The organism is Novosphingobium resinovorum (assembly GCF_001742225.1).
GTDB classification, from domain to species: domain Bacteria; phylum Pseudomonadota; class Alphaproteobacteria; order Sphingomonadales; family Sphingomonadaceae; genus Novosphingobium; species Novosphingobium resinovorum_A.
The window spans coordinates 3,155,261-3,178,061 of record NZ_CP017075.1 but is presented as its reverse complement, the minus strand read 5'-3'; the positions used below and the strand labels follow the sequence as shown (position 1 = coordinate 3,178,061).

The window sequence follows — 22,801 nt, the reverse complement described above, 5'->3', positions numbered from 1 at the left end:
TAAGCGCCGTATCGCTCCGTTACGCAGGGATGCTATCATCCAATTCACGAAGTCGAGCCTCGATTTGAGGCGCGAACTGGTAGATTTGCGTGAGTTCGGAAATCAGGTTTCTCTGCTCTTCCTTGCCGGAAAAAGTACCAAGATACTTCGTTGAAATGCCGTTGAAATGCATCCGCGCAACGGTCTTTCGATTATTATCGTCAAGCAAGATGGCACAATAGGATTTCGCATCACGGATATTGACCCGCTTGGGGTCTACGAGGCGCGAGGCGATAGCTTGTACGATGTGGAAGCCGGAAATCTCTTCCTGCGTGGTAACCACACCCTCTTCGATAACATCATTCGCCGCGCCACCGTCAACGTCTTCAGCAATCACGGGGGCAGAAGCATTGAGAGCGTTGGACAAACGATCCGTAACCAGATCACGGATTATCAAATTGATCGTAGCTCCGAGCATACGTCCGAAATTTTCCTTGATGGCAGGCGTCAAGCGGCCGTCATGGACCCGACTTGCCATCAACCGCACAAATTCTTCTGATGGCTCAGCGAATTCCTTTTCAAGTTCCTTACGAAGAAGCGATTGAACCTTGAGGTTTCCTGCCTCCTGAACAATCTTTTCAATGTCAAAACTTGATTTCGAAAATTTCTCCAACGTCTTTATGTCAGTTGGTTTGATCGCGTCCATGCTGAACGTAAAGAATGGACGATCATCCATTTTATTCGGTTTTTCAACATCAGAATAAAACTGGTAGTTCACGCCGTTTGTCAAAACAGCAAGGCGTGCATCGGTGACGCTGAAATATCTGAACAACTGTGCTGCGTGATTGATATTTAATTCAATCGAGGATGGTTTGCATTCCACCAGAATAGTTACACGACCATCGTGGCAGATTGCATAATCGACTTTTTCGCCCTTCTTGGTTCCTACGTCTGCAGTGAATTCAGGAACCACCTCGCTCGGATTAAAAACGTCGTAACCCAGCGACTGCAAAAAGGGCATCACCAGAGCCGTTTTCGCCGCTTCCTCGGTCAACAGGACCTCGCGATGCTCAATGGTTCGCTTTTGCAGTTCGAGAATGCGCGTGCCCAAATCCATAAAGCCCCCTCAACGCCTTGATAAATGAAAGATTAAACTCCTGTAACGACGTGAGTCCAGCAAAACTACTTATGAGCTAAGGACCTTTTATAGATTACAGAATTTTAATCATTGCATGCTTCGGGACGTGAGGTCGACATTACCGGGAGCGCGAGGGCGATGGCCCTCGCATTTACTTTGTTTTCTATTTTCTCATTCCCTCATGCCAGCATCACGGCACCCCACTTTCCTACATCCCCCGCCCCGTCATACCCTCCCCGGCATGACCCAGCCTCACGCACCCAGATCGCCCCGTCGGAGCAACGCCGACTATCGTTGGACCAGAGCGAGGGTTCATGCCTTCGTCGCGGCGCTGGCTCGGACGGGAGGGGTTGCGGCGGCGGCGCGGGAGGTGGGGATGTCTCGCCAGTCGGCCTATCGCCTGCGCGCGCGGCTCGGGCCGCAGTTCGCCGAGGTCTGGGACGAGGGGCTGGCCTGGGGCGCCCTCTTCCGGCAGGAGCGTCAAGCCGCACAAGGTGACACCTTTACACACAAGGTTACACCACAAGGTGACACATCGGGCGCGCAAGGTGACACATTTGCCCTGCAAGGTGACACTTTCGGCCCCAAAACGGCCCCAAGGTGACACTTTTCCCTCTGGACCGTGTAAACCGTGTAAACCTGCGTCACCTTGCACACCCCCGAGCGCAGGGCACGACGACGACAATAACGGGAGCGCGAGGGCGATGGCCCTCGCACCTTCCTCTTAATTCAAGGCTCCCTTCCCCATCGCCTCCACCATCGAAGGGGCGGCCGCAAGCTCCATCGGCGCGACCTGCAACTGGCGGCGACGGGCGAGCGCTTCGGGCATTTCGCGGCGAATCCAGTCCATCATGCTCTCGCGGATTTCGCAGCGCAGGTCGAACAGGGTCGGTCCGTCGCGGGCGCTCATGAGGAGGCGCACTTCGAGGGTCTGGTCGCGGCAGTCAGTGACCTGAAGGATCTGGGCACGCTGGTCGAACAGGCGGTGGGCCTTGATCTGGCGGGTATATTCCTCGCGGATCGGGCCGATGTCGGTGCCGTGATCAAGGTATAGGAACACGGTGCCCAGCAGCTGCGAGGTGGTCTTGGTCCAGTTCTGGAAGGTGTCCTCGAGGAAGCGGTTGGAGGGGACGACGAGGCGGCGGTCGTCCCACAGGCGCACGACCACGTAAGTGGTGCGGATATCCTCGATGCGGCCCCATTCGCCGTCGAGGATGATGACGTCGTCGATCGAGATCGGCTCGGTCATCGCCATCTGGATGCCCGCGATCAGCGCCTTGAGCGCGGGCTGCGCGGCGGCGCCGACGGCCAGCGCGGCAAGGCCGGCCGAGGCCATCAGGGTAACGCCGATCTCCTTCACCCCGGGGATCGAGGCCAGCATGCCCGAGATCGTCAGGAACACGATCAGGAAGGTGCCGAGGCGGCTCATAATGCCAAGGCGCGTGCGGCGGCGGCGGGCGTTGCGGTTGTTCTCGACGGTGATGTCGGCGCGCAGGATCATCGCCTCGATGAAGGCGCGGAAGATCGCGATGGCCACCCAGCCGGTGAGGAGCGGCATGACGAACGGGGCCAGCCGGTCCCATACGGCGTCGAGTGCCGGAGCCTCGCGCGCAGCCATGACCATGCCGATCGAGAGAAAGGCCCAGCGGGTCGGGCGTTCGAGGCGGTTGACGACGAGGTCGTCGGCATCGCTGGTGCTTCCCCGCGCCACCCGGACGAGGACGCGGAAGAGTATCGTGTGGATCGCCAGCGCCAGCACCACCCCGATCAGCGCGGCGACGATGGCGACCACCGGCCTCTCGGCCCAGCTCGGAAGGCCCGCGATGTGGCTCTCGATAAAGTCGATCATGGGGAGCAAACGATGCTGCAGTGCAGCAGTTTCGCGGGTAGTCGTGGTTTTTGCCCGGCCCACCCCCAGCCCCTCCCGCAATCGGGAGGGGAGAGGATCGGAAGCAGCCCTCTCGCTTGCGGGAGGGCCGGAAGGCTTGGCCCGAAGGCCTTAGCCGGACGGGGTGGGCAGAACCTTCAGTGCGCCGCGCCCCAACTCTCGCCGTGGCCGATCTCGATCCCCAGCGGCACGTCGAGGGTCACCGCAGGCAGCGCCGCCTCGGCCATCACCCGCTCGATTACCGGCGAGGCTGCCGCGACTTCGCCCTCGGGCAGTTCGAAGACGAGTTCGTCGTGCACCTGCAGCAGCATGCGGACATTGGGCAGGCCTGCCTCGACCAGCGCCGGAGTCATGCGCGCCATCGCCCGCTTGATGATGTCGGCGCTGGTGCCCTGGATCGGCGCGTTGATCGCCGCGCGCTCGGAGCCCTGGCGCTCGGCCTGGTTCTTGGAATTGACGCGCGGGAACCACGTCTTGCGGCCGAACAGCGTCTCCGAATAGCCCTTGGCGCGTACGCTCTCCAGCGTCTCGTGGATGTAGCGCTGGATGCCCGGGAAGCGCTCGAAATAGCGGTCGATCATTGCCTGCGCCTCGTCCGAGGACGTGCCCAGACGGCCCGCGAGGCCCCAGCGCGAGATACCGTAGAGGATCGCGAAGTTGATCGTCTTGGCCCGGCCGCGCGTGTCGCGATCGACCGTGCCGAACATCTCCATCGCCGTGCGCGAGTGAATGTCCTCGCCCGCCGCGAACGCTTCCTTGAGGCTGGGCACGTCGGCCATGTGCGCGGCGAGGCGCAGTTCGATCTGCGAATAGTCGGCGGCGAGCAGGACGTTGCCCGGCTCGGCGACGAAGCAGTGGCGGATCTGGCGGCCGATCTCGGTGCGGATCGGGATGTTCTGCAGGTTCGGATCGGTCGAGGACAGACGCCCGGTCTGCGCGCCGACGAGGCTGTAGCTGGTGTGGACGCGGCCCGTCTCGGGGTTGATCGCGGCCTGCAGGGCCTCGGTATACGTCGAGCGCAGCTTGGAAAGCTGGCGCCATTCCAGCACCTTGGTGGCGACCACCTCGCCCTCGGCGGCCAGCTTTTCAAGCACCGACTGGTCGGTGGAATACTGGCCGCTCTTGCCCTTCTTGCCGCCCTTGTAGCCGAGCTTGTCGAACAGGATGTCGCCGAGCTGCTTGGGGCTGCCGATGGTGAATTCCTGGCCGACCTTCTCGAAGATCTCCTTCTCCAGCGCGCCGATGGCCTCGGCGAACTGGCTGGAAAGGCCGAACAATTTCTCGCGGTCGACCTTGACCCCGTGGCGCTCCATCTGCGCTACGACCGGGATCAGCGGGCGATCGACGCGCTCGTAGATGCGGGTGCCGCCCTCAAAGGAGAGGCGCGGCTTGAGCGCCGAGTGCAGGCGCCAGGTGACGTCGGCGTCCTCGGCGGCGTACTGCGTCGCGCGGTCGAGCGGAACTTCGCCGAAGGGGATCGCCTTCTTGCCCGTGCCGCAGATTTCCTTGAACGTCAGCGTGGTATGGCCGAGGTGGCGCTGCGAAAGCTCGTCCATGCCGTGCCCGCCGCCGATGCCCTCGATCTGACGGCCGGCGTCGAGGCAGAAGCTGACGATCATCGTGTCGTCGATCGGCGCCACCGCGATTCCGTGGCGGGCCAGCACGTTGAGGTCGTACTTAATGTTCTGGCCGACCTTGAGCACCGCATCGCTCTCCAGCAGCGGCTTCAGGCGGGACACAGCGGCACCTAGCGATACCTGAACGGGCTTTTCGGCGAACATGTCGCTGCCACCATGGCCCAGCGGGATGTAGCAGGCCTCGTTCGGCCCGACCGCGAGGCTGATGCCCGCCAGATCGGCCCGCATCGCATCGAGCATCGAGGTCTCGGTGTCCACCGCGACCAGCCGCGCGGCAAAGGCCTTCGCAATCCACTCGTCGAGCTGCGCGTCCGTCGTCACGCACTCATAGGCATCGCGATCGATCGCGGGCCATTCGGGCAGGGGCTGACGCGCCGCGCCTTCGGTCGGGCTGGCAGCGGCAGCGGTTGTCGCCTTCGCCGGGTTCAGCTGCGTAGCGCGCTCGGGGCTGCCGTGGCCGGTGTCGAGGCGCTTCAAGAGGCTGGTGAAGCCGTGGGTGGAGAGGAACGCGGCCAGCGGCTCGGGCGGGATCGCATCGAGCTTGAAGTCGTCGAGCGCCATCGGGAGGGTGCAGTCCTCCTTCAGCGTCACCAGCACCTTGGACAGACGCGCCTGCTCGGCCTGCTCGATCAGGCGTTCCTGAAGCTTGGACTTCTTCATCTCCGGCGCGGCGGCCAGCGCGGATTCGAGATCGCCGTAGTCCTGGATCAGCTTGGTCGCGGTCTTGGGGCCGACGCCGTAGACGCCGGGCACGTTGTCCACCGCATCGCCCATCAGCGCGAGGACGTCGCCGACCTTCTCTGGTGGAACGCCGAACTTCTCGATCACCTCGGGAATGTCGATGCGCTGGTTCTTCATCGTGTCCAGCATGTCGACGCAGCCGCCGCCGATGCCGCATTTGCCGACCAACTGCATGAGATCCTTGTCCGAGGACACGATCGTCACGTCCCAGCCCTGCGCCGTGGCGGCGCGGGCGTAGGAGGCAATGAGGTCGTCCGCCTCAAGACCCTGCTCCTCGATGCAAGGCAGCGAGAACGCACGCGTCGCGTCGCGGATCAGCGGAAACTGCGGGACAAGGTCTTCGGGCGGCGGCGGGCGGTTGGCCTTGTAGTCGGCGTAGATGTCGTTGCGGAACGAGTGGCTGGAAGCGTCGAGAATTACCGCCAGATGGGTCGGACCGTCGGCCTTGTTGAGATCCTCGGCCAGCTTCCACAGCATCGTCGTGTAGCCGTAGACCGCGCCCACTGGCGTCCCTTCCGGGTTGGTGAGCGGCGGCAGGCGGTGATAGGCGCGGAAGATGTAGGCCGAGCCATCGACGAGATAGAGGTGCTGCTTGGAATCCATGCCGCAACCCCTAGCAGCGTGTCGTGGCGGCGTCAGCAGCGGTGATTTCTTCGCTGCACAGGAACCGTTCATGTCCGCAGGTGTTTTCGCCGGGCGCTTGAAACGCCGCAGTGTGCCTCGTACCCACGGGTCTGAGCCCGTCGAAGAGGCTCACGCGGCGTTTTCGCCGACGGGGTAACTCGCAGAAAGAGGGATAGAATATGCGCAAGATCGTTTTCGTTGCCGCCGCAGCCGTGGCCGCCATGTCGCTGGCCGCCTGCTCGGAAAAGACCCAGGACGCCGCCAGCGAAGCCGCTTCGTCTGCCGGTGACGACCTCTCCGACACCGCCTCGGACGTAGGTGATGCGCTGGGCAATGCCGGCGCCACCGCATCGCAGGCCGCCAACGACACCGCCGACGCCGCGAAGGACGCAGCCAAGAGCGCCGAAAAGACCACCGACGACATCGCCGCCGACGCCGAGAAGGCCGCGAACGACGTCGCCAAGGAACTCGACGATCACACAGACGGCAATCCGCACACCAATTGATCTGTCGGATCGAAGAAACGGGAAAGGGGCCTTCGCGGCCCCTTTTTTGTGTCCTTCGCCGTAGTCCGGATGCTCAGCGCGCCGAGGCGCTGCGCGGGTAGTTCGGACCTTCGGCCTGATAGCCGTTGTAGATCGTGCGCGCGATGTTGGCGATGCGCGTCTCGCGCCCGGGGCGCCCGCCTTGTCCGGTCACGTAGATGGCAACCGCGAAGACCCGCCCATCGGGCGTCTGGATGATGCCGACGTCACTGGAGGTGTTGTTGAGCGAGCCGGTCTTGTGGGACACCTCCACCCCCGCAGGCAGTCCGGCCGGAATACGGCGCTTGCCGGTCAGGCAGCGGCTCATCGCGCCGAGCAGGACGTTGCGGCTCGACGGGCTCAGCCACTTGCCTTGGTAAATGCCCGAGAGCAGGTTCACCATGGCCTTGGGCGTGGCGCTGTCGCGCTTGTCGACGACGCGGGCGGGATCGATGGCGCCATCGTCGCGCACCAGCGTCGCGATGTCGCGGTCGATGTGCCAGTCGTCGATCCCGGCGCGCTGAATCCAGGCATTGACCGCCTTGGGACCGCCGATGACCTTCAGCAGTGCGTCGGTCGCGTAGTTATTGGAGCGCGTGATCATTAGCTCGATCAGGCGCGTGGCAGACATGTACTCACCCGGCCGCACCGGCGCGATGGCGCTGGAGAACGGCGCCGATCCGACCGGAACCATCAGCGGAAACTCGCTCGACAGGCTCCACTTGCCCTTGTCCACGCCTTCCAGGAAAGTCGCGGCGATGGCGATCTTGCTGGTGCTGGCCATCGGGAAGCGCTGATCGCCCAGCACATCGACCATGCGGCCGCTGGAGAGGTCCATCGCAGCGACGCCGATGCGCCCCTGCGAGGCATTGGCGACGGCGGCAAGTTGCTGACCGAACGGAGAATTATAGGTACGCGGTCCGCGCTGGTCGGTGCCGAAAATATCGTCGAAGCTGTTCTGGACCTGCACCACCTGCTCGGTCGGGCGGGTGAGCGGATCGATCTGCTCCGCCTGCGCGACATGCGGCGATGTGACGGCCGCGAGCATCGTCGCAGCAGCGAAAAAGCGTCCGGCGCCCTTGCGGCACCGCGCGAAAAGTCGGTCTGCCCCGGTCATGCAGCCCACACCCTACCTTCGTCCATATTCCCAAACGGTTAACGTTCCAGCGACGAAACGCCAGAGTCCAGCGATGAGTTGCATTGGACTTGCGGCGATTTCCCAAATGCGCACTTTCCTTTCACGCAGATGAACGAAGTTTACGCGGTGTGCATCGATCGACCTCTGCAAGCTCAGCCTGAGCAGGGTGGAGGTCTGCACTATCTCCGCTCACCCTGAGCTTGTCGAAGGGTCGGGCGCAGCGAACGTCGCAAGAACAAGCAAAAGGGCCGGGAGATTGCTCTCCCGGCCCCTTCGATATGCTGACGCTGGGTCAGGGCTTCATCAGAAGCCCATGTCGCCCATGCCGCCCATGCCGCCGGGCATCGCCGGCATTGCAGGCTTGTCGTCGGCACGCTCGACGATCGCGGCTTCGGTCGTGATCAGCAGACCGGCAACCGACGAGGCGTCCTGCAGCGCGGTGCGCACGACCTTGGTGGGGTCGATGACGCCGGCGGCCTTCAGGTTCTCGTAGACGTCGGTGGCAGCGTTGAAGCCGATGCCTTCGTCCGACTGGTCGAGCAGCTTGCCCGCGACGACGGCGCCGTCGCTGCCGGCGTTCTCGGCGATCTGACGGACCGGAGCGGCAATCGCCTTGCGGACGATGTCGATGCCGCGGGTCTGGTCTTCGTTGGCGCCGGCCAGGCCCTCAAGGGCGCGCGTTGCGTAGAGCAGCGCGGTGCCGCCACCGGGGACGATGCCTTCTTCGACAGCGGCGCGGGTCGCGTGGAGAGCGTCGTCGACGCGGTCCTTGCGCTCCTTCACCTCGACTTCGGTGGCACCGCCGACCTTGATGACGGCGACGCCGCCGGCCAGCTTAGCAAGGCGCTCCTGCAGCTTCTCGCGGTCGTAGTCCGAGGTGGTGACCTCGATCTGCGCGCGGATCTGCTCGACGCGGCCCTTGATCTCGTCGGCCGAACCGGCGCCGTCGACGATCGTGGTGTTGTCCTTGTCGATGGTGACCTTCTTGGCCTGGCCCAGCATGCCCAGGGTCACGGTCTCGAGCTTGATGCCGAGGTCTTCCGAGATCATCTCGCCGGCGGTCAGCGTGGCGATGTCGCCCAGCATGGCCTTGCGGCGATCGCCGAAGCCCGGAGCCTTGACGGCAGCGATCTTCAGGCCGCCGCGCAGCTTGTTGACGACGAGCGTGGCCAGAGCCTCACCCTCGATGTCCTCGGCGATGATGAGGAGCGGACGGCCCGACTGCACGACCGCTTCCAGGATCGGGAGCAGCGCCTGCAGCGACGACAGCTTCTTCTCGTGGATGAGGATGTACGGGTTTTCGAGTTCGACCGTCATCTTCTCGGGGTTGGTGACGAAGTAGGGCGACAGGTAGCCGCGGTCGAACTGCATGCCTTCGACGACGTCGAGTTCGAATTCGAGACCCTTGGCCTCCTCGACGGTGATCACGCCTTCCTTGCCGACGCGCTCCATGGCTTCAGCGATCTTCTCGCCGACTTCGACGTCGCCGTTGGCGGAGATGATGCCGACCTGGGCGATTTCCGACGAACCGGCAACCGGGGTCGAACGCGCCTTGAGGTTCTCGACGACCTTGAGGACGGCGAGGTCGATGCCGCGCTTCAGGTCCATCGGGTTGGTGCCGGCTGCAACGGACTTCATGCCTTCGCGAACGATCGCCTGGGCGAGGACGGTCGCGGTGGTGGTGCCGTCACCGGCCTTGTCGTTGGCCTTCGAGGCCACTTCGCGCAGCATCTGCGCGCCCATGTTCTCGAACTTGTCCTTGAGTTCGATTTCCTTGGCGACCGAAACACCGTCCTTGGTGATGCGGGGTGCACCGAAGCTCTTCTCGATGACGACGTTGCGGCCCTTGGGGCCCAGGGTCACCTTCACGGCATTGGCGAGGGTGTCGACACCGGCGAGAATGCGCTCACGAGCGTCGCGCGAGAACTTTACGTCCTTGGCTGCCATTTTTGAATTCCTTCAGTAAATCAGATGGTAGGATCGGATGCTCAGGCGATGACGCCGAGGATGTCCGATTCCTTCATGATGAGCAGGTCTTCACCAGCGACCTTGACCTCGGTGCCCGACCACTTGCCGAACAGGACGCGGTCGCCGACCTTGACGTCGAGCGGGGTGATCGTGCCGTTCTCGGCGCGGGCGCCGGTGCCGACGGAGACGATCTCGCCTTCAGCGGGCTTTTCCTTGGCGCTATCGGGGATGATGATGCCGCCGGCGGTCTTTTCCTCGGCTTCAACGCGGCGCACGAGAACACGGTCGTGCAGCGGGCGGAAAGTCATTGGGGTGTCTCCCTAGATCCAACGAAATATAAAACTGGGCTTGGCACTCGGTGAAGGAGAGTGCCAATGAGCGGAGATATGGTCCGGTGCCCGGAGGCCGTCAATGGGGCCTTCGCAGAAAAATTTATCTGCCGTTCAACTTCGCGGCGAACTGGTGCGCCCAATAGATGATCGCTCTATGACAGCGCGACGATCGGCGCCGAGATAGGCATCGACCGCTCTGGCACAAGGCCGAATCGACCGCGCCAGTGCCAGCGGCCAAGGAGCAGGATCGCCGCGACCGTCAGGCCGACCGCGAGGCCGATCCACACGCCTACGCCTCTGAGCGGTGTGAACAGGCCCAGCGCCACCGAGGTCGCGAAGCCCGCCAGCCAATAGCCGACGATGGCGATCACGGCAGGAATCCGTGTGTCCTGCACACCGCGGAGCACGCCTGCGGCAATTGCCTGCACGCCGTCGGTCAGTTGGAATATCGCAGCGACGAAGAGATACTGCACCGCCAGCGCGACCAGCGCCGCATTGGCGGGCGCGGAAACATCGACGTAGGCGGAGATGATCGTACGCGGGATCAGCAGCATCGCCAGCGCCGACAGTCCCACGAAACCGAGGCCGATCGCGATCGCCACCCACCCGGCACGCGCGATCGCATCGCGGTCCCCGGCGCCGTAGTGATAGCCGACGCGGATCGTCGCGGCCTGGCCTATGCCGAAAGGCACCTGGAAGGCGAAGGCGGCGATCTGCAGCGCGACGGTGTGCGCGGCCAGTTCGACCTCGCCGACCAGTCCCATCAGGAAGGCGGCGCCGGAAAACAGCCCGCCCTCCGCGATCAGGGTCGCGGAGATCGGCAGGCCCAGCCGCAGCATCTGGCGCAGGCGCTGCCATTCGGGCCGCCAGAAGCGCCCGAAGACGTGGAAGCGGCGCAAGTTGCGATCGTTGCGGATGGCGACGACGTAAGCCAGCACCGTAACGCAGGCGGTGATAGTGCTCGCCAGCGCCGAGCCGGTCAGGCCGAGCGCAGGCATGCCGAGGTTACCGAAGACCAGCGCGTAGTTGCCCAGCGCATTCACGCCGATCGACAGCGCCGTGATCACCGTGGCGAAGACGGGCCTGCCCAGCGCCGAGACGAACGTGCGCAACACATTGGCGACCGCCATCGGCACCAGCGCCAGCGAAATCACGCGGATGAAGTGCCCGGATATGGCCGAAATGCGAGGGCTCTGGCCGGTCAGCAGCATGATCCGTTCACCGAAGAAGCAGATTCCCACCGCCACCAGCCCCAGTCCGAGTGCCAGCCACAGCGCCATGCGGGCGGAACGCCGCACCTCGCGCACGGAATTCCGGCGGCGCCCGATCTCGGCGGCTATCAACGGGGCGACCGCGCCGGTCACGCCGTTCAGGCCCATCATCACCACCGCGACGATGGCGACGGCGAGACTGGACGCCGCGAGCGCCTCCTGCCCCAGCCGCGCCACGAAGATCACGTCGATCGCGAAGACCGCCATCTGCAGCATGTTGGCAAGCGCCAGCGGCCCGGCAAGGCGCAGGGTGGCGCGCAGTTCCTCGCGCAAGGGGTGGTTTCTGGTTCTCTCCCGCATCGGCCCGCGCGATAGATGCTGGCCGGGACGAGGGGAAGCGATTTCGTCCCGGCGCTTTGAATGGCACGGCCGATGTATTACCGGGATACCATGAAACAGATCGCGATCCTTGCCCCCCTCGCCCTTGCCGCCACACTTGCCGGCTGCGGAAAGAAGGCTCCCGAGCAGGCGTCTCCCACGCCTTCCCCGACCGCCGCCGCGCCGTCGTCGGCTGCCATCACAGACCCGGCGCCGATGGCTTTCGCGACATGCCGCTCATGCCACTCGACCGAGCCGGGTCGCAACGGTATCGGCCCGACGCTGCACGGCATCGTCGGCTCCAAGGCTGGCGAGGTGGAGGGCTATGCGTTCAGCCCGGCGCTGAAGGGCTCCGGCATCACGTGGGACCGCAAGACCCTCGACACCTGGCTGCAGGGGCCGATGAAAATGGTCCCGGGCACGAAGATGGTCCTCCCCGTGGCTGACGCGCAGAAGCGCAAGGCGATCATCGACTATCTCGAAACGCTGAAGTGACGCCCGAAGAGTCCATCGCGCTCGCGGAAATCCAGCAGCATCTGGCATGCTGCGCGCAGGCCGGGGATGCGCGGCGAGCAGATGCCTACGCGGACTGCTTCGCGGTGGATGGCGTTCTGGAACTGGCGCATGAGACGATCAGAGGGCGCGAAGCGATCCGCGCCTGGATGACCGCGCCGTCAGTAATCCCCGCTCCGGCAGACGGCACGCCGGGTTTCGTCAGCCACCATCTGACGACCTGCCACGTCGAATTCACCGCTCCTGATGAAGCGGCCGCACGAACCTATTGGCTGGTGACGAGCGTCGTGGGCCTCGACCACAACGGCTTCTACCGCGATCACCTGCGCCGCGAGGACGGGGCTTGGCGCATTGCCCACCGCCGCCCGCGTACGTTGTGGATCAGCCCGGCGAGCGTGCTCCACCGGGGCTGACCGCCAAAGAAAAGGGCCTTGCGCCTGTCCCGACGCAAGGCCCGGTCGATTGACGTCCAGGGGACCAGGGACGTCGCGGAATTACGCGTTCAGGTCAGACCTTGCGGCCGGGCGGCGGGGTCTGCTCGACCGGAGCTTCCGCCTTGGCCGGAATGGCCTGCGAAGGCGCCTTCGCTGCATCGCAGCCATCGGACGCAGCCTGCGTCATTTTCGGCTGTGCGCCCGAGCCGTCGGAACTATACGAAGCCGAACGCGTGCAGCCGCTGGCATCGGTGCTCGATGAATAATACGTCAACTGCGCGCCCTTGGGCATGTCGCCGACCATCGTGAGACCCGGCGTCGCAGCACCGTCCGCGCTCGCCGCCGTCACTTGCTGCTGCATACGGGCCGCCTGCTGCTGCATGAGTGCCGCGCGCTGCATCATGGCGTTCATCTGCGCGTCCATCATCGCGGAGATCTGGTCCATGTGCGCGAAAGGATCGGCCATGACCGGCATGTCCGCCTGCTGCGCTACCTGACCTTGGGCGTCGGCGGGCACGAACTGCACCTTGGGCGCGACGTCACCGGTGTATTGGACGTGGACGACGGTGCCGTCGGGCGCATCGACCTTCATCGTGTGCAACCGGGTACTGGCGGCTTCGGCCGCTCCGGCGCCAAGCAGGGCGAGCACGGCAGCGCCGACGAGGTACTTCCTGGGGGGCATTCGCATTGGGGATGTTCTCCTTCGTGACGCGAGCCTTTGCGGATGGCCTTTGCAGACACGAAGGTGCCTCCCCGAAGCTGAACGCAGGATTACGGGACCGGAATGCAAAAAGGGCGGCGCCTTGCGGCACCGCCCTTTCCGTTATCTGCCCGGAAGAACCGGAAAGAAGATTACTTGAGCTCGACGGTGCCGCCGGCTTCTTCGATCTTCTTCTTGATTTCTTCGGCTTCAGCCTTGGTCGCGCCTTCCTTGACGGCCTTGGGAGCGCCTTCGACGAGAGCCTTGGCTTCAGCGAGGCCCAGACCGGTGATGGCGCGGACTTCCTTGATGACGTTGATCTTCTTGCCACCGTCGCCGGTGAGGATCACGTCGAATTCGGTCTTCTCTTCAACGGCTTCGGCAGCGGCGCCACCAGCGGCCGGGGCAACTGCGACAGCAGCAGCGGCGCTGACGCCCCATGCTTCTTCGAGAGCCTTGGCGAGGTCAGCGGCTTCCAGAACGGTGAGCTGCGACAGTTCTTCAACAAGCTTGGCGATATCGGCCATGATTATAACTCCTGATCTGTGGTCCACCGTGGGCCTCATGCCCGGCGGCGGAATAAATCGTAAGAAACGTTCTGCTTAAGCGAGCGCTCAGGCAGCCTTGTCGGCGTAGGCAGCGAAAACGCGAGCCAGCTTGGCCGCCGGAGCGGTCTGCAGCTGGGCGATCTTCGTCGCCGGAGCCTGAACGAGGCCGATGAGCTTGGCGCGCAGTTCGTCGAGCGAGGGCATCGAGGCGAGAGCCTTGACACCTTCGGGGGTCAGAACCTGCGAACCCATCGCGCCGCCGACGATCTCGATCTTGTCGGTCGTCTTGGCGAATTCAACGACGGCCTTGGCGGCTGCAACGGGGTCCACCGAAGAGGAGATACCCGTGGGGCCGGTCAGGAAGTCGCCGATACCGACGTAGTCGGTGTCCGCGATGGCAAGCTTGGCAAGACGGTTCTTCGCAACCTTGTAGGTCGCGCCCGCATCACGCATCTTTCCGCGCAGGGCGGTGGACTGGGCCACCGACATGCCGAGGTTGCGGGTGACTACCACCGCGCCGGCCTCTGCGAAAACCGCGTTGAGCGAGGCGACCGATTCGGCTTTCTGCGAACGATCCATGCCATACTCCTTCACAATGGCTACGAAAGGCGAGCCCTTCGTAGCCGGCTACGTATTGTCCGGGGCGCTTGCAGCACCTCGGGCGAGTCCGTCGAAGGGGAAGGAGTTCTCGTGCATGACCTTTGGTCGAAACACGATGTTGGCACCACGCTCGAAGGAGTGGGGCCGGGTGATTTCCTTGTCCCCGTCTAGGCTGCGAATTAAGAGGGGAGCCCTCAGCAGCGGTCTCGGACGGATGACAGACGGGAATCACCCCATCAGTCGGAGCGGGCCAATGGCGGATTGCCGGTGCTGAGTCAAGGCCGGACGGTCAGGATTGGCGGCATTGCACCTGGCTGCGGGCAACGACGGCGAGGATGGTGATGAGCGCCATCGCGGGCAGCGCCCAGTGCCCGATGTGCCCCGCCACGATCACCGCCGCCGCGAAGGCGAGCAGGCCGTGACGCCACGGTCCCGTCAGCACCAACCGATCGCGCACGAACCACAGCGCCACCATGTAGACCGCCAGCGGCGCCGCGACGGCAATATTGCTCGCCAGCATGGGCGCATGATGACCCTGCCCTGCAGCATTGTCGATGGCGACCGCAAAGCCCGCCCCGGTCGCCGCGCCGCCCGCGTAGATCAGCGCATGGGCGTAGCTCCAGTTGAACGAGCTGGAAAACCGCGCCTGATCGAGCGGGCCTTCCTGCGAGAAATAGAGCCACCACATCGCAAAGGTGATCGCCAGTGCGGAAAGGGCCAGCACGATGAGTTCGGCGGGGTGCCCGCCCGGCGCATCGGCATATGTGAAGGCCGCCGCGCTGGAGAGCAGCACCTCGCCCAGCACGATGATGACGAACAGCCCGTGCCGCTCGGCAACGTGGTGGTGGTGCCAGGGCGTCTTGCCGCGCGCTTCGGCGATGACGGGAACGGCCATCTCCATCAGCGCTCCCAGCACGAACAGTCCTGCCACCGCGCCGAACCCGGCCGGGCGCAGCACCAGCAGCGCGAGCGTCCAGTAAAGCTGCGTCACCGCGATCCCGACCGCATAGCTCACTGCCGTCGCCCGGTGGCGCGGGTCTGAGCGCGCGGCGATCAGCCAGAATGCCACCATCGCCACACGCATGACGATGTAGCCGACAATCACCAGCGTCAGGCTGCCGCCCGCGAAGACGCGCGGAACCCCGGCTGCCACGGCCAGCGCTCCGGCCATGATGACGCAAGTGATGAGACGATAGACCGGCCCGTCGCTGTCGTAGGCCGAGGCGAACCAGGTGAAGTTCATCCACGCCCACCACGTCGCGAAGAAGGTCATCGCGAACGTCGTCACGCCCATCGCCGCGTGGCCTGCAGCCACCGCATGGTGCAGCCCTTCGGCGGCGCTGGCCACGGCGATGACGATAACGAGGTCGAACAACAGTTCGAGCGGCGTGGAGACGCGGTGCGGTTCATGCGGATCGCGGGCGCCGAACGGTCGCCAGCTGCGGGTCTTGGTCATCTGTGCGGCAGGGCCCCTGCTGTTTGGTCGATGACCTTAGAGGCGAGACCACCGGGGCGGCAAGTCTCGCCGTGGCCCCGGGTTCAGTGCGCCTCGTAGCCCAGCAGATCGCCCGGCTGGCAGCCCAGTTCGCGGCAGATCGCCTCCAGCGTGGAGAAACGGATCGCCTTGGCCTTGCCGGTCTTGAGGATCGAGAGGTTGGCGAGCGTGATGCCGATCCGCTCGGCCAGTTCGGTCAACGTCATGCGGCGGGCGTGGAGCAGGTCGTCGAGCTTGACCACGATGTTCGTGCCTTCCGTTTCGTCGCCCATCACACCATCCCTTCGAGGTCGGCACGCATCTGGGCGCCCTTGCGGAAGACGCGGGCGAGGATGAACAGGATCAGCATGAGCAGCAGGCCGTTGCCGTCGACGCCGCCGATCACTTCCAGGTCGGTATGGCCCTGGCCCTTGGTGAGCGCGTTGATCCACGCGCCGATACCGGACATCGGCAGGCCGACCAGTTGCACCGCGAGCGTCAGCCAGGCCATCTGCGTGAGGCGCGAGGCGTTGTCGGGCACGAAGGGATCGCCTTCGCCAACCGTATCGACGATGCGCTTGAGGAGCTGGAACAGGCGCAGCAGCAAGGCGCAGAGCAGTGCCGCCAGCAGCAGGATGCCCGCGATCGCCCAGAGGAACGGTCCAGTCGGCACGCTCTCCAGATGCTCTGCCAGCGCGGTGCTTGCGGGTCCGTGGAAGATCGCCAGCAGCGGCGCTGCCAGCAGGCTCGCGCCCATGCCGAGCGCCAGGACCGCCATGAGGAACCATAGAACGCCCTTGGCGATGGCGAGGAGCGGGTCACGGGTGATCGTGTTCATCGTCTGGTTTCCTTCCCGTCCGGATCACATGAGCGCGGGGACAACCCGCGCTCCGATGACGATCACTTGCCCGTGGGCCGATGCCTCGGCGGGGGCCGTGACGGTGGGGAGCCAGAAGCCGGCCAGAAAGAGCGTCGCAAGGAGCAGCGAGAGCAGAGGCGGTGCCATCCGGTGCGTGTCAGGGCGGATCATTGTTCGTTCTCCGATATGCTTGATATCGAAATTCAATAAATCCGATTCTTCATATCGTCAATCAATAATATCGAAAAACGATATGTTGCCGATGGGCGCGCAAAAAAGGGGCGGCTCCGGTCTGGAGCCGCCCCCGTTGGGGCTCGACCATTTCGCCGGGCGTGACAACCGGCGGGCCGGGCCGGTCAGGCGTCGGTAAGTTCCCGATTGGTTGCAGGGGTGGAGGCCCCGGGAGTCTTGATCGACGGCCTGTAGGTGCGGAAGTCGAAGCGGTTTCCAGCCTTGCCCTTGGCTTCGAGGTGCTCGCGGTGCTGCAATTGCAGGCGGGCGCGACGCAGGCGGCCCTTGCGCGAGGTGAACGGGTTGCCCTCGTCAGGCTCGGCGGCGGCCATGGCGTCGAGCAGTTCGTAGCGCTCCTCTGCCGTCTGCGGCAGCGGCGAGGCCGCAAGGATCGCCGTGGCCGAATTGCCCGCGATCACGCGATCACGCTGCACCGGAGCGGGTTCGGCAACGATGGGCTCGGCGACTGCAGGCTGCACCGCTTCGACGACTGGCGCGGGGGCCGGAACCGGTGCGACCGTGCCCACCGGCTCAAGCGGCTCGGGCACATACTCGGCCTCCTCGTAGACCGGATCGGAGCGACGGCGACGCATCGCGGCGATGCCCAGGCCCGCCACGCCAAGCGCGGCAAGAATGCCGGCGACTTCGGCCACCGGGAAGCCATCGCCGTCGGTGGTCGGCGGCGCTGGCTGGGCGGCAGGCGGCGAGACTTCGGCGCGCGCGGGAGCCGGAGCTGCGGGCGGAACGGAACCTTGAGCCAGCGTGCCATCGCCTGCAGTGCCGTTATCCTGAGCGGTCGGGACAGTTGGCTGCACCGGCGCGGCGCGTTCGGCGCGCGGCGCGGCAGAAACGCGGGTCGTTGTACGCGTCCGCGCCGCCGTGCTCGACGGTTCGGCTGCAGCCTCATCGGGAGTGGCGGGCGGCGGCACGTCAGGCAGAACGACAGTCTGCTGCTGCGTCGGCGTCACCGAAGTCGGTGCCGTGCCCGCCGTGGTGGCAGTGTCGGTGGGCACGTTGGGCGGCGCGGTCGATTCAGGCGGCAGCGTGACGTTCGGCGTGGTCGCCGGAGCGGCGGAAGGCGGCGTAGCGCTTATATCCTGCGGCAGTGACAGCGAAGGCGTCGTCGCGGGAGCCTGCACTTCCTGCGCAGCGGCCGGGATTGCGGAAAGCGCGAGGACAGCGGCAATCGCGGTCAGTGCGCTGGGCGAGCGGGGGACGGAAAAGTGTATCATACCGGAAACAATGCGCGCCCTGTGCAAAAGTCCTTTCGCAAGTGCGGAATACGGGACGGTCCGACCGACCTCCTGCGACGAGTTGATGCTTTCGGCAAGAACACGGTTTTCGGCGGATTTACGCCAGATTAACGGCATTCGCCCGTTCACGCCGTTTGACACCCCGCACCCCGGCTCCTATATGGCGGCCTCGCTCGATCGCTTCGAGCAAGGCATGTCCATGCGCGGGGACACGCCCGGGAAGGAGGCGATCGGGATTTCATCCGACGTGGAAGGCTGCAGGCCGCATGGAGACCCGAAACCCGGGAATCCGCGTGCCAGGCGGCCTTTCTTGCGTTCCGGATGGTCTGCTTTCGGGCAGGCGACGTCACTCGCGACGACGAATTTTTACGAAGGCCGTGTCCCTTGCGACTCGGCCCTCACACGAAGAGGCAAAGACCAGCTCATGGCCACCAAGCCCATCGACACCACCCCGCTGGTGCGCACTGCAAAGAAGCGCATCCGCAAGATCTTCGGCGACATCCACGAAGTCGTCCAGATGCCCAACCTGATCGAAGTCCAGCGCGAGAGCTACGAGCAGTTCCTGCGCTCGGACCCGTCGGTCGGCTACGTCTCGGGCCTCGAAAAGACCCTGCGTTCGGTGTTCCCGATCCGCGACTTCGCGGGCACCAGCGAGCTGGACTTCGTCCACTACGAGCTGGAAGACCCCAAGTACGACGTGACCGAGTGCCGCCAGCGCGGCATCACCTACGCCGCACCGATGAAGGTCACGCTTCGCCTCATCGTGTTCGAGGTCGACGCCGAGACCGAGACCCGCTCGGTCCTCGATATCAAGGAGCAGGACGTCTACATGGGCGACATGCCCCTGATGACGGAGAACGGCACCTTCTTCATCAACGGCACCGAGCGCGTCATCGTCTCGCAGATGCACCGTTCGCCGGGCGTCCTGTTCGACCATGACCGCGGCAAGACCCACGCTTCGGGCAAGTTCCTCTTCGCCGCCCGCGTGATTCCGTACCGCGGTTCGTGGCTCGACTTCGAGTTCGACGCCAAGGACATCGTCAACGTCCGCATCGACCGCAAGCGCAAGCTGCCCGTCACCTCGCTGCTCTACGCGCTGGGTCTCGACGGCGAGCAGGTGCTGAACCACTTCTACGCCACCATGTCGTGGAAGCGCGGCTCGGGCGGCTGGCAGCTGCCCTACACTCCCGAGGCATGGCGCGGCGCGAAGCCGACCTTCGACATCGTCGATGCGAAGTCGGGCGAAGTCGTGTTTGCCGCCGGCACCAAGATCTCCCCGCGCGCCGCGAACAAGGCGCAGAAGGACGGTCTGGAAGAGCTGCTGCTGCCGACCGAGGAAATCTTCGGCCGCTATTCCGCCAAGGACCTGATCGACGAGTCGACCGGCCGCATCTACATCGAAGCCGGTGATGAAGTGACGCCGGAAAACCTCGACGCGCTCGACGCGGCGGGCTTCGACCAGATCGACCTGCTCGACATCGACGAAGTCAACACCGGTCCCTGGATCCGCAACACGATGAAGGCCGACAAGGCCGAGAATCGCGATATGGGTCTGGAAGCGATCTACAAGGTCATGCGTCCGGGCGAGCCGCCGACGAAGGAAACCGCCGAAGCCCTGTTCGACGGCCTGTTCTTCGACGCCGACCGCTACGACCTCTCGGCCGTTGGCCGCGTCAAGATGAACATGCGCCTCGGCCTCGATGCCGAGGACACCGTCACCACCCTGCGCGTCGAGGATATCCTCGCCGTGGTGAAGGAGCTTGTCGGCCTGAAGGACGGCAAGGGCGAGATCGACGACATCGACAACCTCGGCAACCGCCGCGTGCGTTCGGTGGGCGAGTTGCTGGAAAACCAGTACCGCGTCGGCCTGCTGCGCATGGAGCGCGCCGTGAAGGAGCGCATGTCGTCGGTGGACGTGTCGACGGTCATGCCGAACGACCTCATCAACGCCAAGCCCGCCGTGGCTGCCGTTCGCGAGTTCTTCGGTTCCTCGCAGCTCTCGCAGTTCATGGACCAGACCAACCCGCTTTCGGAAGTCACCCACAAGCGCCGTGTTTCGGCCTTGGGCCCGGGCGGTCTGACCCGTGAGCGCGCCGGCTTCGAAGTCCGCGACGTTCACCCGACCCACTACGGCCGCATCTGCCCGATCGAAACGCCGGAAGGCCCGAACATCGGTCTGATCAACTCGCTGTCGACCTTCGCGCGCGTCAACAAGTACGGCTTCATCGAGACGCCGTACCGCAAGGTGCTCGACGGCAAGGTGACCAAGGACGTCGTCTACCTCTCGGCGATGGAAGAGCAGAAGCACACCGTCGCGCAGGCTTCGGCCGAACTGACCGGTGACGGCTCGTTCGTCGAGGAACTCGTCTCGGCTCGCCAGAACGGCGAATTCGTGATGAGCCCGCGCGACCAGATCACGCTGATGGACGTTTCGCCCAAGCAGCTCGTCTCGGTCGCCGCATCGCTCATCCCGTTCCTGGAAAACGACGACGCCAACCGCGCTCTCATGGGCTCGAACATGCAGCGTCAGGCCGTGCCGCTCGTGAAGGCCGATGCGCCTTACGTCGGCACCGGCATGGAAGAGACCGTCGCTCGTGACTCGGGCGCCGCGATCTCGGCCTTGCGCGCCGGCATCGTCGACCAGGTCGATGCGACCCGTATCGTCATCCGCGCCTCGGGCGACATCGAAGCCGGCAAGTCGGGCGTCGACATCTACCGCCTGCAGAAGTTCGAGCGTTCCAACCAGTCGACCTGCATCAACCAGCGCCCGCTGGTGAAGGTGGGCGAGCTGGTCGAGACCGGCACGATCATCGCCGACGGCCCGTCGACCGAGTTCGGCGAGCTGGCGCTGGGCCGCAACGTGCTCGTCGCGTTCATGCCCTGGAACGGCTACAACTACGAGGACTCCATCCTCATCTCCGAGCGCATCGTGAAGGACGACGTGTTCACGTCGATCCACATCGACGAGTTCGAGGTGATGGCCCGCGACACCAAGCTGGGTCCTGAAGACATCACCCGCGACATCCCGAACGTCGGCGAGGAAGCCCTGCGCAACCTCGACGAAGCGGGCATCGTCTACGTGGGCGCCGAGGTTCACCCCGGTGACATCCTCGTCGGCAAGATCACCCCGAAGGGCGAAAGCCCGATGACGCCGGAAGAAAAGCTCCTGCGCGCCATCTTCGGTGAAAAGGCTTCGGACGTCCGCGACACTTCGCTGCGTCTGCCGCCGGGCGTTTCGGGCACCATCGTCGACGTGCGCGTCTTCAACCGCCACGGCATCGAGGTCGACGACCGTACCCGCGCGATCCAGAACGAGGAAATCGAACGCCTCGCCAAGGACCGCGAGGACGAGCGTGCGATCCTCAACCGCGCCACCTACAACCGTCTGAAGGACATGCTCCTCGGCCAGGTCGCCACCTCGGCGCCCAAGGGCCTCAAGAAGGGCGTGGACATCACCGACGAGGTGCTGGCCGAAGTCGAGCGTCACGAGTGGTGGAAGTTCGGCGTTGCCGACGACCACGTCCAGTCGCAGCTCGAAGCGGTCAAGACCCAGTACGACCTCACCGTCAAGGCGATCCAGGAGAAGTTCGAGGACCGCAAGGAAAAGCTGGAGCGCGGCGACGAGCTGGCTCCGGGCGTCCTGAAGATGGTCAAGGTCTTCGTCGCGGTGAAGCGCAAGCTGCAGCCGGGCGACAAGATGGCCGGCCGTCACGGCAACAAGGGTATCATCAGCCGCATCCTGCCGCTGGAAGACATGCCCTTCCTGGAAGACGGCACCCCCGTCGACTTCGTCATGAACCCGCTCGGCGTGCCTTCGCGCATGAACGTGGGCCAGATCTTCGAGACGCACCTTGGCTGGGCCGCACGCGGTCTGGGCAAGCGCATCGGCGATGCTCTGGACGCATGGCGCGTGGCCAACCCCAACCCGGTCGCAGGGCAGCCGCCCGAGGCCGTTCGTGAACTGCTGACCGAAATCTACGGCGACAACTACGCCGAAGACATCGCGACGCGCACGGACGACCAGATCATCGAGTTCGCCGACTCCGTCCGCAAGGGCGTGCCGATGGGCTCGCCGGTGTTCGACGGCGCGGTCGAGAAGGACGTCACCGACATGCTCCGCCTCGCCGGGCTGGACGAGTCGGGCCAGGTGGACCTGTTCGACGGCCGCACCGGCGACCGGTTCGACCGCAAGGTGACCGTGGGCATGAAGTACGTGCTCAAGCTGCACCACCTTGTCGACGACAAGATCCACGCCCGTTCGATCGGTCCGTACTCGCTCGTCACCCAGCAGCCGCTGGGCGGTAAGGCGCAGTTCGGCGGCCAGCGCTTCGGTGAGATGGAGGTCTGGGCTCTCCAGGCCTACGGCGCCGCATATACCCTGCAGGAAATGCTGACGGTGAAGTCGGACGACGTGGTCGGCCGCACCAAGGTCTACGAAGCGATCGTCAAGGGCGACGACACCTTCGAGGCCGGCATTCCCGAGAGCTTCAACGTTCTCGTCAAGGAAATGCGCTCGCTGGGTCTCAACGTCGAGCTGACCAGCCACGACGATGCCGAAGACGACGACGGCGTCGCCCTGGCGGCGGAGTAAGGATTTCGGGCGGGGCTTCGGCCTCGCCCCTACCCTCTCC

The 22,801-nt window shown here is 64.7% G+C and carries 20 protein-coding genes; 5 read left to right on the top strand and 15 right to left on the bottom strand.

The window, feature by feature from the left end; genetic code table 11:
- Window positions 1-19: 19 nt before the first annotated feature.
- The gene (locus BES08_RS14845; RefSeq protein WP_069708774.1) at window positions 20-1,096 is read right to left on the bottom strand and encodes a type I restriction endonuclease; all 1,077 of its coding nucleotides are present in this window, start codon (window positions 1,094-1,096) and stop codon (window positions 20-22) included.
- Between the two features lie 397 nt (window positions 1,097-1,493).
- Here BES08_RS14845 and BES08_RS32940 point away from each other — a divergent pair, with 397 nt between their 5' ends.
- Window positions 1,494-1,721, top strand: a complete 228-nt coding sequence (locus tag BES08_RS32940; RefSeq protein WP_156799876.1) for a hypothetical protein — start codon at window positions 1,494-1,496, stop codon at window positions 1,719-1,721.
- A 120-nt stretch (window positions 1,722-1,841) separates the two neighbouring features.
- Here BES08_RS32940 and BES08_RS14835 read toward each other — a convergent pair whose 3' ends face one another.
- Window positions 1,842-2,966: a mechanosensitive ion channel family protein gene (locus BES08_RS14835; RefSeq protein ID WP_051587067.1), complete on the bottom strand. Its 1,125-nt coding sequence runs from the start codon at window positions 2,964-2,966 to the stop codon at window positions 1,842-1,844.
- Window positions 2,967-3,142: 176 nt separating this feature from the next.
- A complete protein-coding gene (polA, locus tag BES08_RS14830) occupies window positions 3,143-5,986 on the bottom strand; it encodes a DNA polymerase I (protein ID WP_069708773.1) in 2,844 nt (947 codons plus the stop codon).
- A 200-nt stretch (window positions 5,987-6,186) separates the two neighbouring features.
- On the opposite strand from polA, the gene BES08_RS14825 reads away from it, so the two are divergent.
- Complete coding sequence (locus BES08_RS14825) at window positions 6,187-6,513, top strand: hypothetical protein (protein WP_036528456.1); 327 nt, start codon at window positions 6,187-6,189, stop codon at window positions 6,511-6,513.
- 73 nt (window positions 6,514-6,586) lie between these two features.
- Here the strand turns inward: BES08_RS14825 and BES08_RS14820 are convergent, their stop codons facing one another.
- The 4 genes from BES08_RS14820 to BES08_RS14805 all read right to left on the bottom strand — a co-directional run bounded on the left by BES08_RS14820 (window position 6,587) and on the right by BES08_RS14805 (window position 11,540).
- A complete protein-coding gene (locus BES08_RS14820) occupies window positions 6,587-7,648 on the bottom strand; it encodes a serine hydrolase (protein ID WP_081799148.1) in 1,062 nt (353 codons plus the stop codon).
- A gap of 324 nt (window positions 7,649-7,972) precedes the next feature.
- The gene (gene groL, locus BES08_RS14815) at window positions 7,973-9,616 is read right to left on the bottom strand and encodes a chaperonin GroEL (protein ID WP_008829391.1); all 1,644 of its coding nucleotides are present in this window, start codon (window positions 9,614-9,616) and stop codon (window positions 7,973-7,975) included.
- A 41-nt stretch (window positions 9,617-9,657) separates the two neighbouring features.
- Window positions 9,658-9,945 carry a co-chaperone GroES gene (gene groES, locus BES08_RS14810; RefSeq protein WP_008829392.1) on the bottom strand — a complete coding sequence of 96 codons (288 nt, stop codon included), beginning with the start codon at window positions 9,943-9,945 and terminating at the stop codon, window positions 9,658-9,660.
- A 176-nt stretch (window positions 9,946-10,121) separates the two neighbouring features.
- On the bottom strand, window positions 10,122-11,540 hold the full coding sequence (locus BES08_RS14805) for an MATE family efflux transporter (RefSeq protein WP_037518747.1): 1,419 nt from the start codon (window positions 11,538-11,540) through the stop codon (window positions 10,122-10,124).
- Window positions 11,541-11,630: 90 nt separating this feature from the next.
- On the opposite strand from BES08_RS14805, the gene BES08_RS14800 reads away from it, so the two are divergent.
- Together BES08_RS14800 and BES08_RS14795 are read left to right on the top strand one after the other, a co-directional pair.
- Entirely contained in the window at window positions 11,631-12,053 is a 423-nt protein-coding gene (locus tag BES08_RS14800; protein ID WP_231958043.1) for a c-type cytochrome, read from the top strand.
- Window positions 12,050-12,484: a nuclear transport factor 2 family protein gene (locus tag BES08_RS14795; protein ID WP_008829395.1), complete on the top strand. Its 435-nt coding sequence runs from the start codon at window positions 12,050-12,052 to the stop codon at window positions 12,482-12,484. Before BES08_RS14800 ends, BES08_RS14795 begins: the two co-directional genes overlap by 4 nt.
- Before the next feature lie 94 nt (window positions 12,485-12,578).
- Here the strand turns inward: BES08_RS14795 and BES08_RS14790 are convergent, their stop codons facing one another.
- The 8 genes from BES08_RS14790 to BES08_RS14760 form a co-directional block, all read right to left on the bottom strand.
- A complete protein-coding gene (locus tag BES08_RS14790; protein WP_069708771.1) occupies window positions 12,579-13,193 on the bottom strand; it encodes a hypothetical protein in 615 nt (204 codons plus the stop codon).
- Between the two features lie 164 nt (window positions 13,194-13,357).
- On the bottom strand, window positions 13,358-13,732 hold the full coding sequence (rplL, locus tag BES08_RS14785) for a 50S ribosomal protein L7/L12 (protein WP_008829397.1): 375 nt from the start codon (window positions 13,730-13,732) through the stop codon (window positions 13,358-13,360).
- An 87-nt stretch (window positions 13,733-13,819) separates the two neighbouring features.
- On the bottom strand, window positions 13,820-14,332 hold the full coding sequence (gene rplJ / locus BES08_RS14780) for a 50S ribosomal protein L10 (RefSeq protein ID WP_008829398.1): 513 nt from the start codon (window positions 14,330-14,332) through the stop codon (window positions 13,820-13,822).
- A 310-nt stretch (window positions 14,333-14,642) separates the two neighbouring features.
- Window positions 14,643-15,809, bottom strand: a complete 1,167-nt coding sequence (locus BES08_RS14775; RefSeq protein WP_036528465.1) for a low temperature requirement protein A — start codon at window positions 15,807-15,809, stop codon at window positions 14,643-14,645.
- A gap of 83 nt (window positions 15,810-15,892) precedes the next feature.
- Window positions 15,893-16,120 carry a helix-turn-helix domain-containing protein gene (locus BES08_RS14770; RefSeq protein ID WP_008829400.1) on the bottom strand — a complete coding sequence of 76 codons (228 nt, stop codon included), beginning with the start codon at window positions 16,118-16,120 and terminating at the stop codon, window positions 15,893-15,895.
- Complete coding sequence (locus BES08_RS14765) at window positions 16,120-16,665, bottom strand: DUF2975 domain-containing protein (protein WP_008829401.1); 546 nt, start codon at window positions 16,663-16,665, stop codon at window positions 16,120-16,122. The genes BES08_RS14770 and BES08_RS14765 overlap by 1 nt, the downstream gene beginning before the upstream one ends.
- Window positions 16,666-16,689: 24 nt before the next feature.
- A complete protein-coding gene (locus BES08_RS32935; RefSeq protein ID WP_156799875.1) occupies window positions 16,690-16,857 on the bottom strand; it encodes a hypothetical protein in 168 nt (55 codons plus the stop codon).
- Window positions 16,858-17,042: 185 nt separating this feature from the next.
- Window positions 17,043-18,149, bottom strand: coding sequence for a hypothetical protein (locus tag BES08_RS14760; protein WP_069708770.1), 1,107 nt, complete (start codon window positions 18,147-18,149; stop codon window positions 17,043-17,045).
- A gap of 445 nt (window positions 18,150-18,594) precedes the next feature.
- On the opposite strand from BES08_RS14760, the gene rpoB reads away from it, so the two are divergent.
- Window positions 18,595-22,761 carry a DNA-directed RNA polymerase subunit beta gene (gene rpoB / locus BES08_RS14755; protein WP_069708769.1) on the top strand — a complete coding sequence of 1,389 codons (4,167 nt, stop codon included), beginning with the start codon at window positions 18,595-18,597 and terminating at the stop codon, window positions 22,759-22,761.
- The last annotated feature ends 40 nt before the right edge of the window (window positions 22,762-22,801 follow it).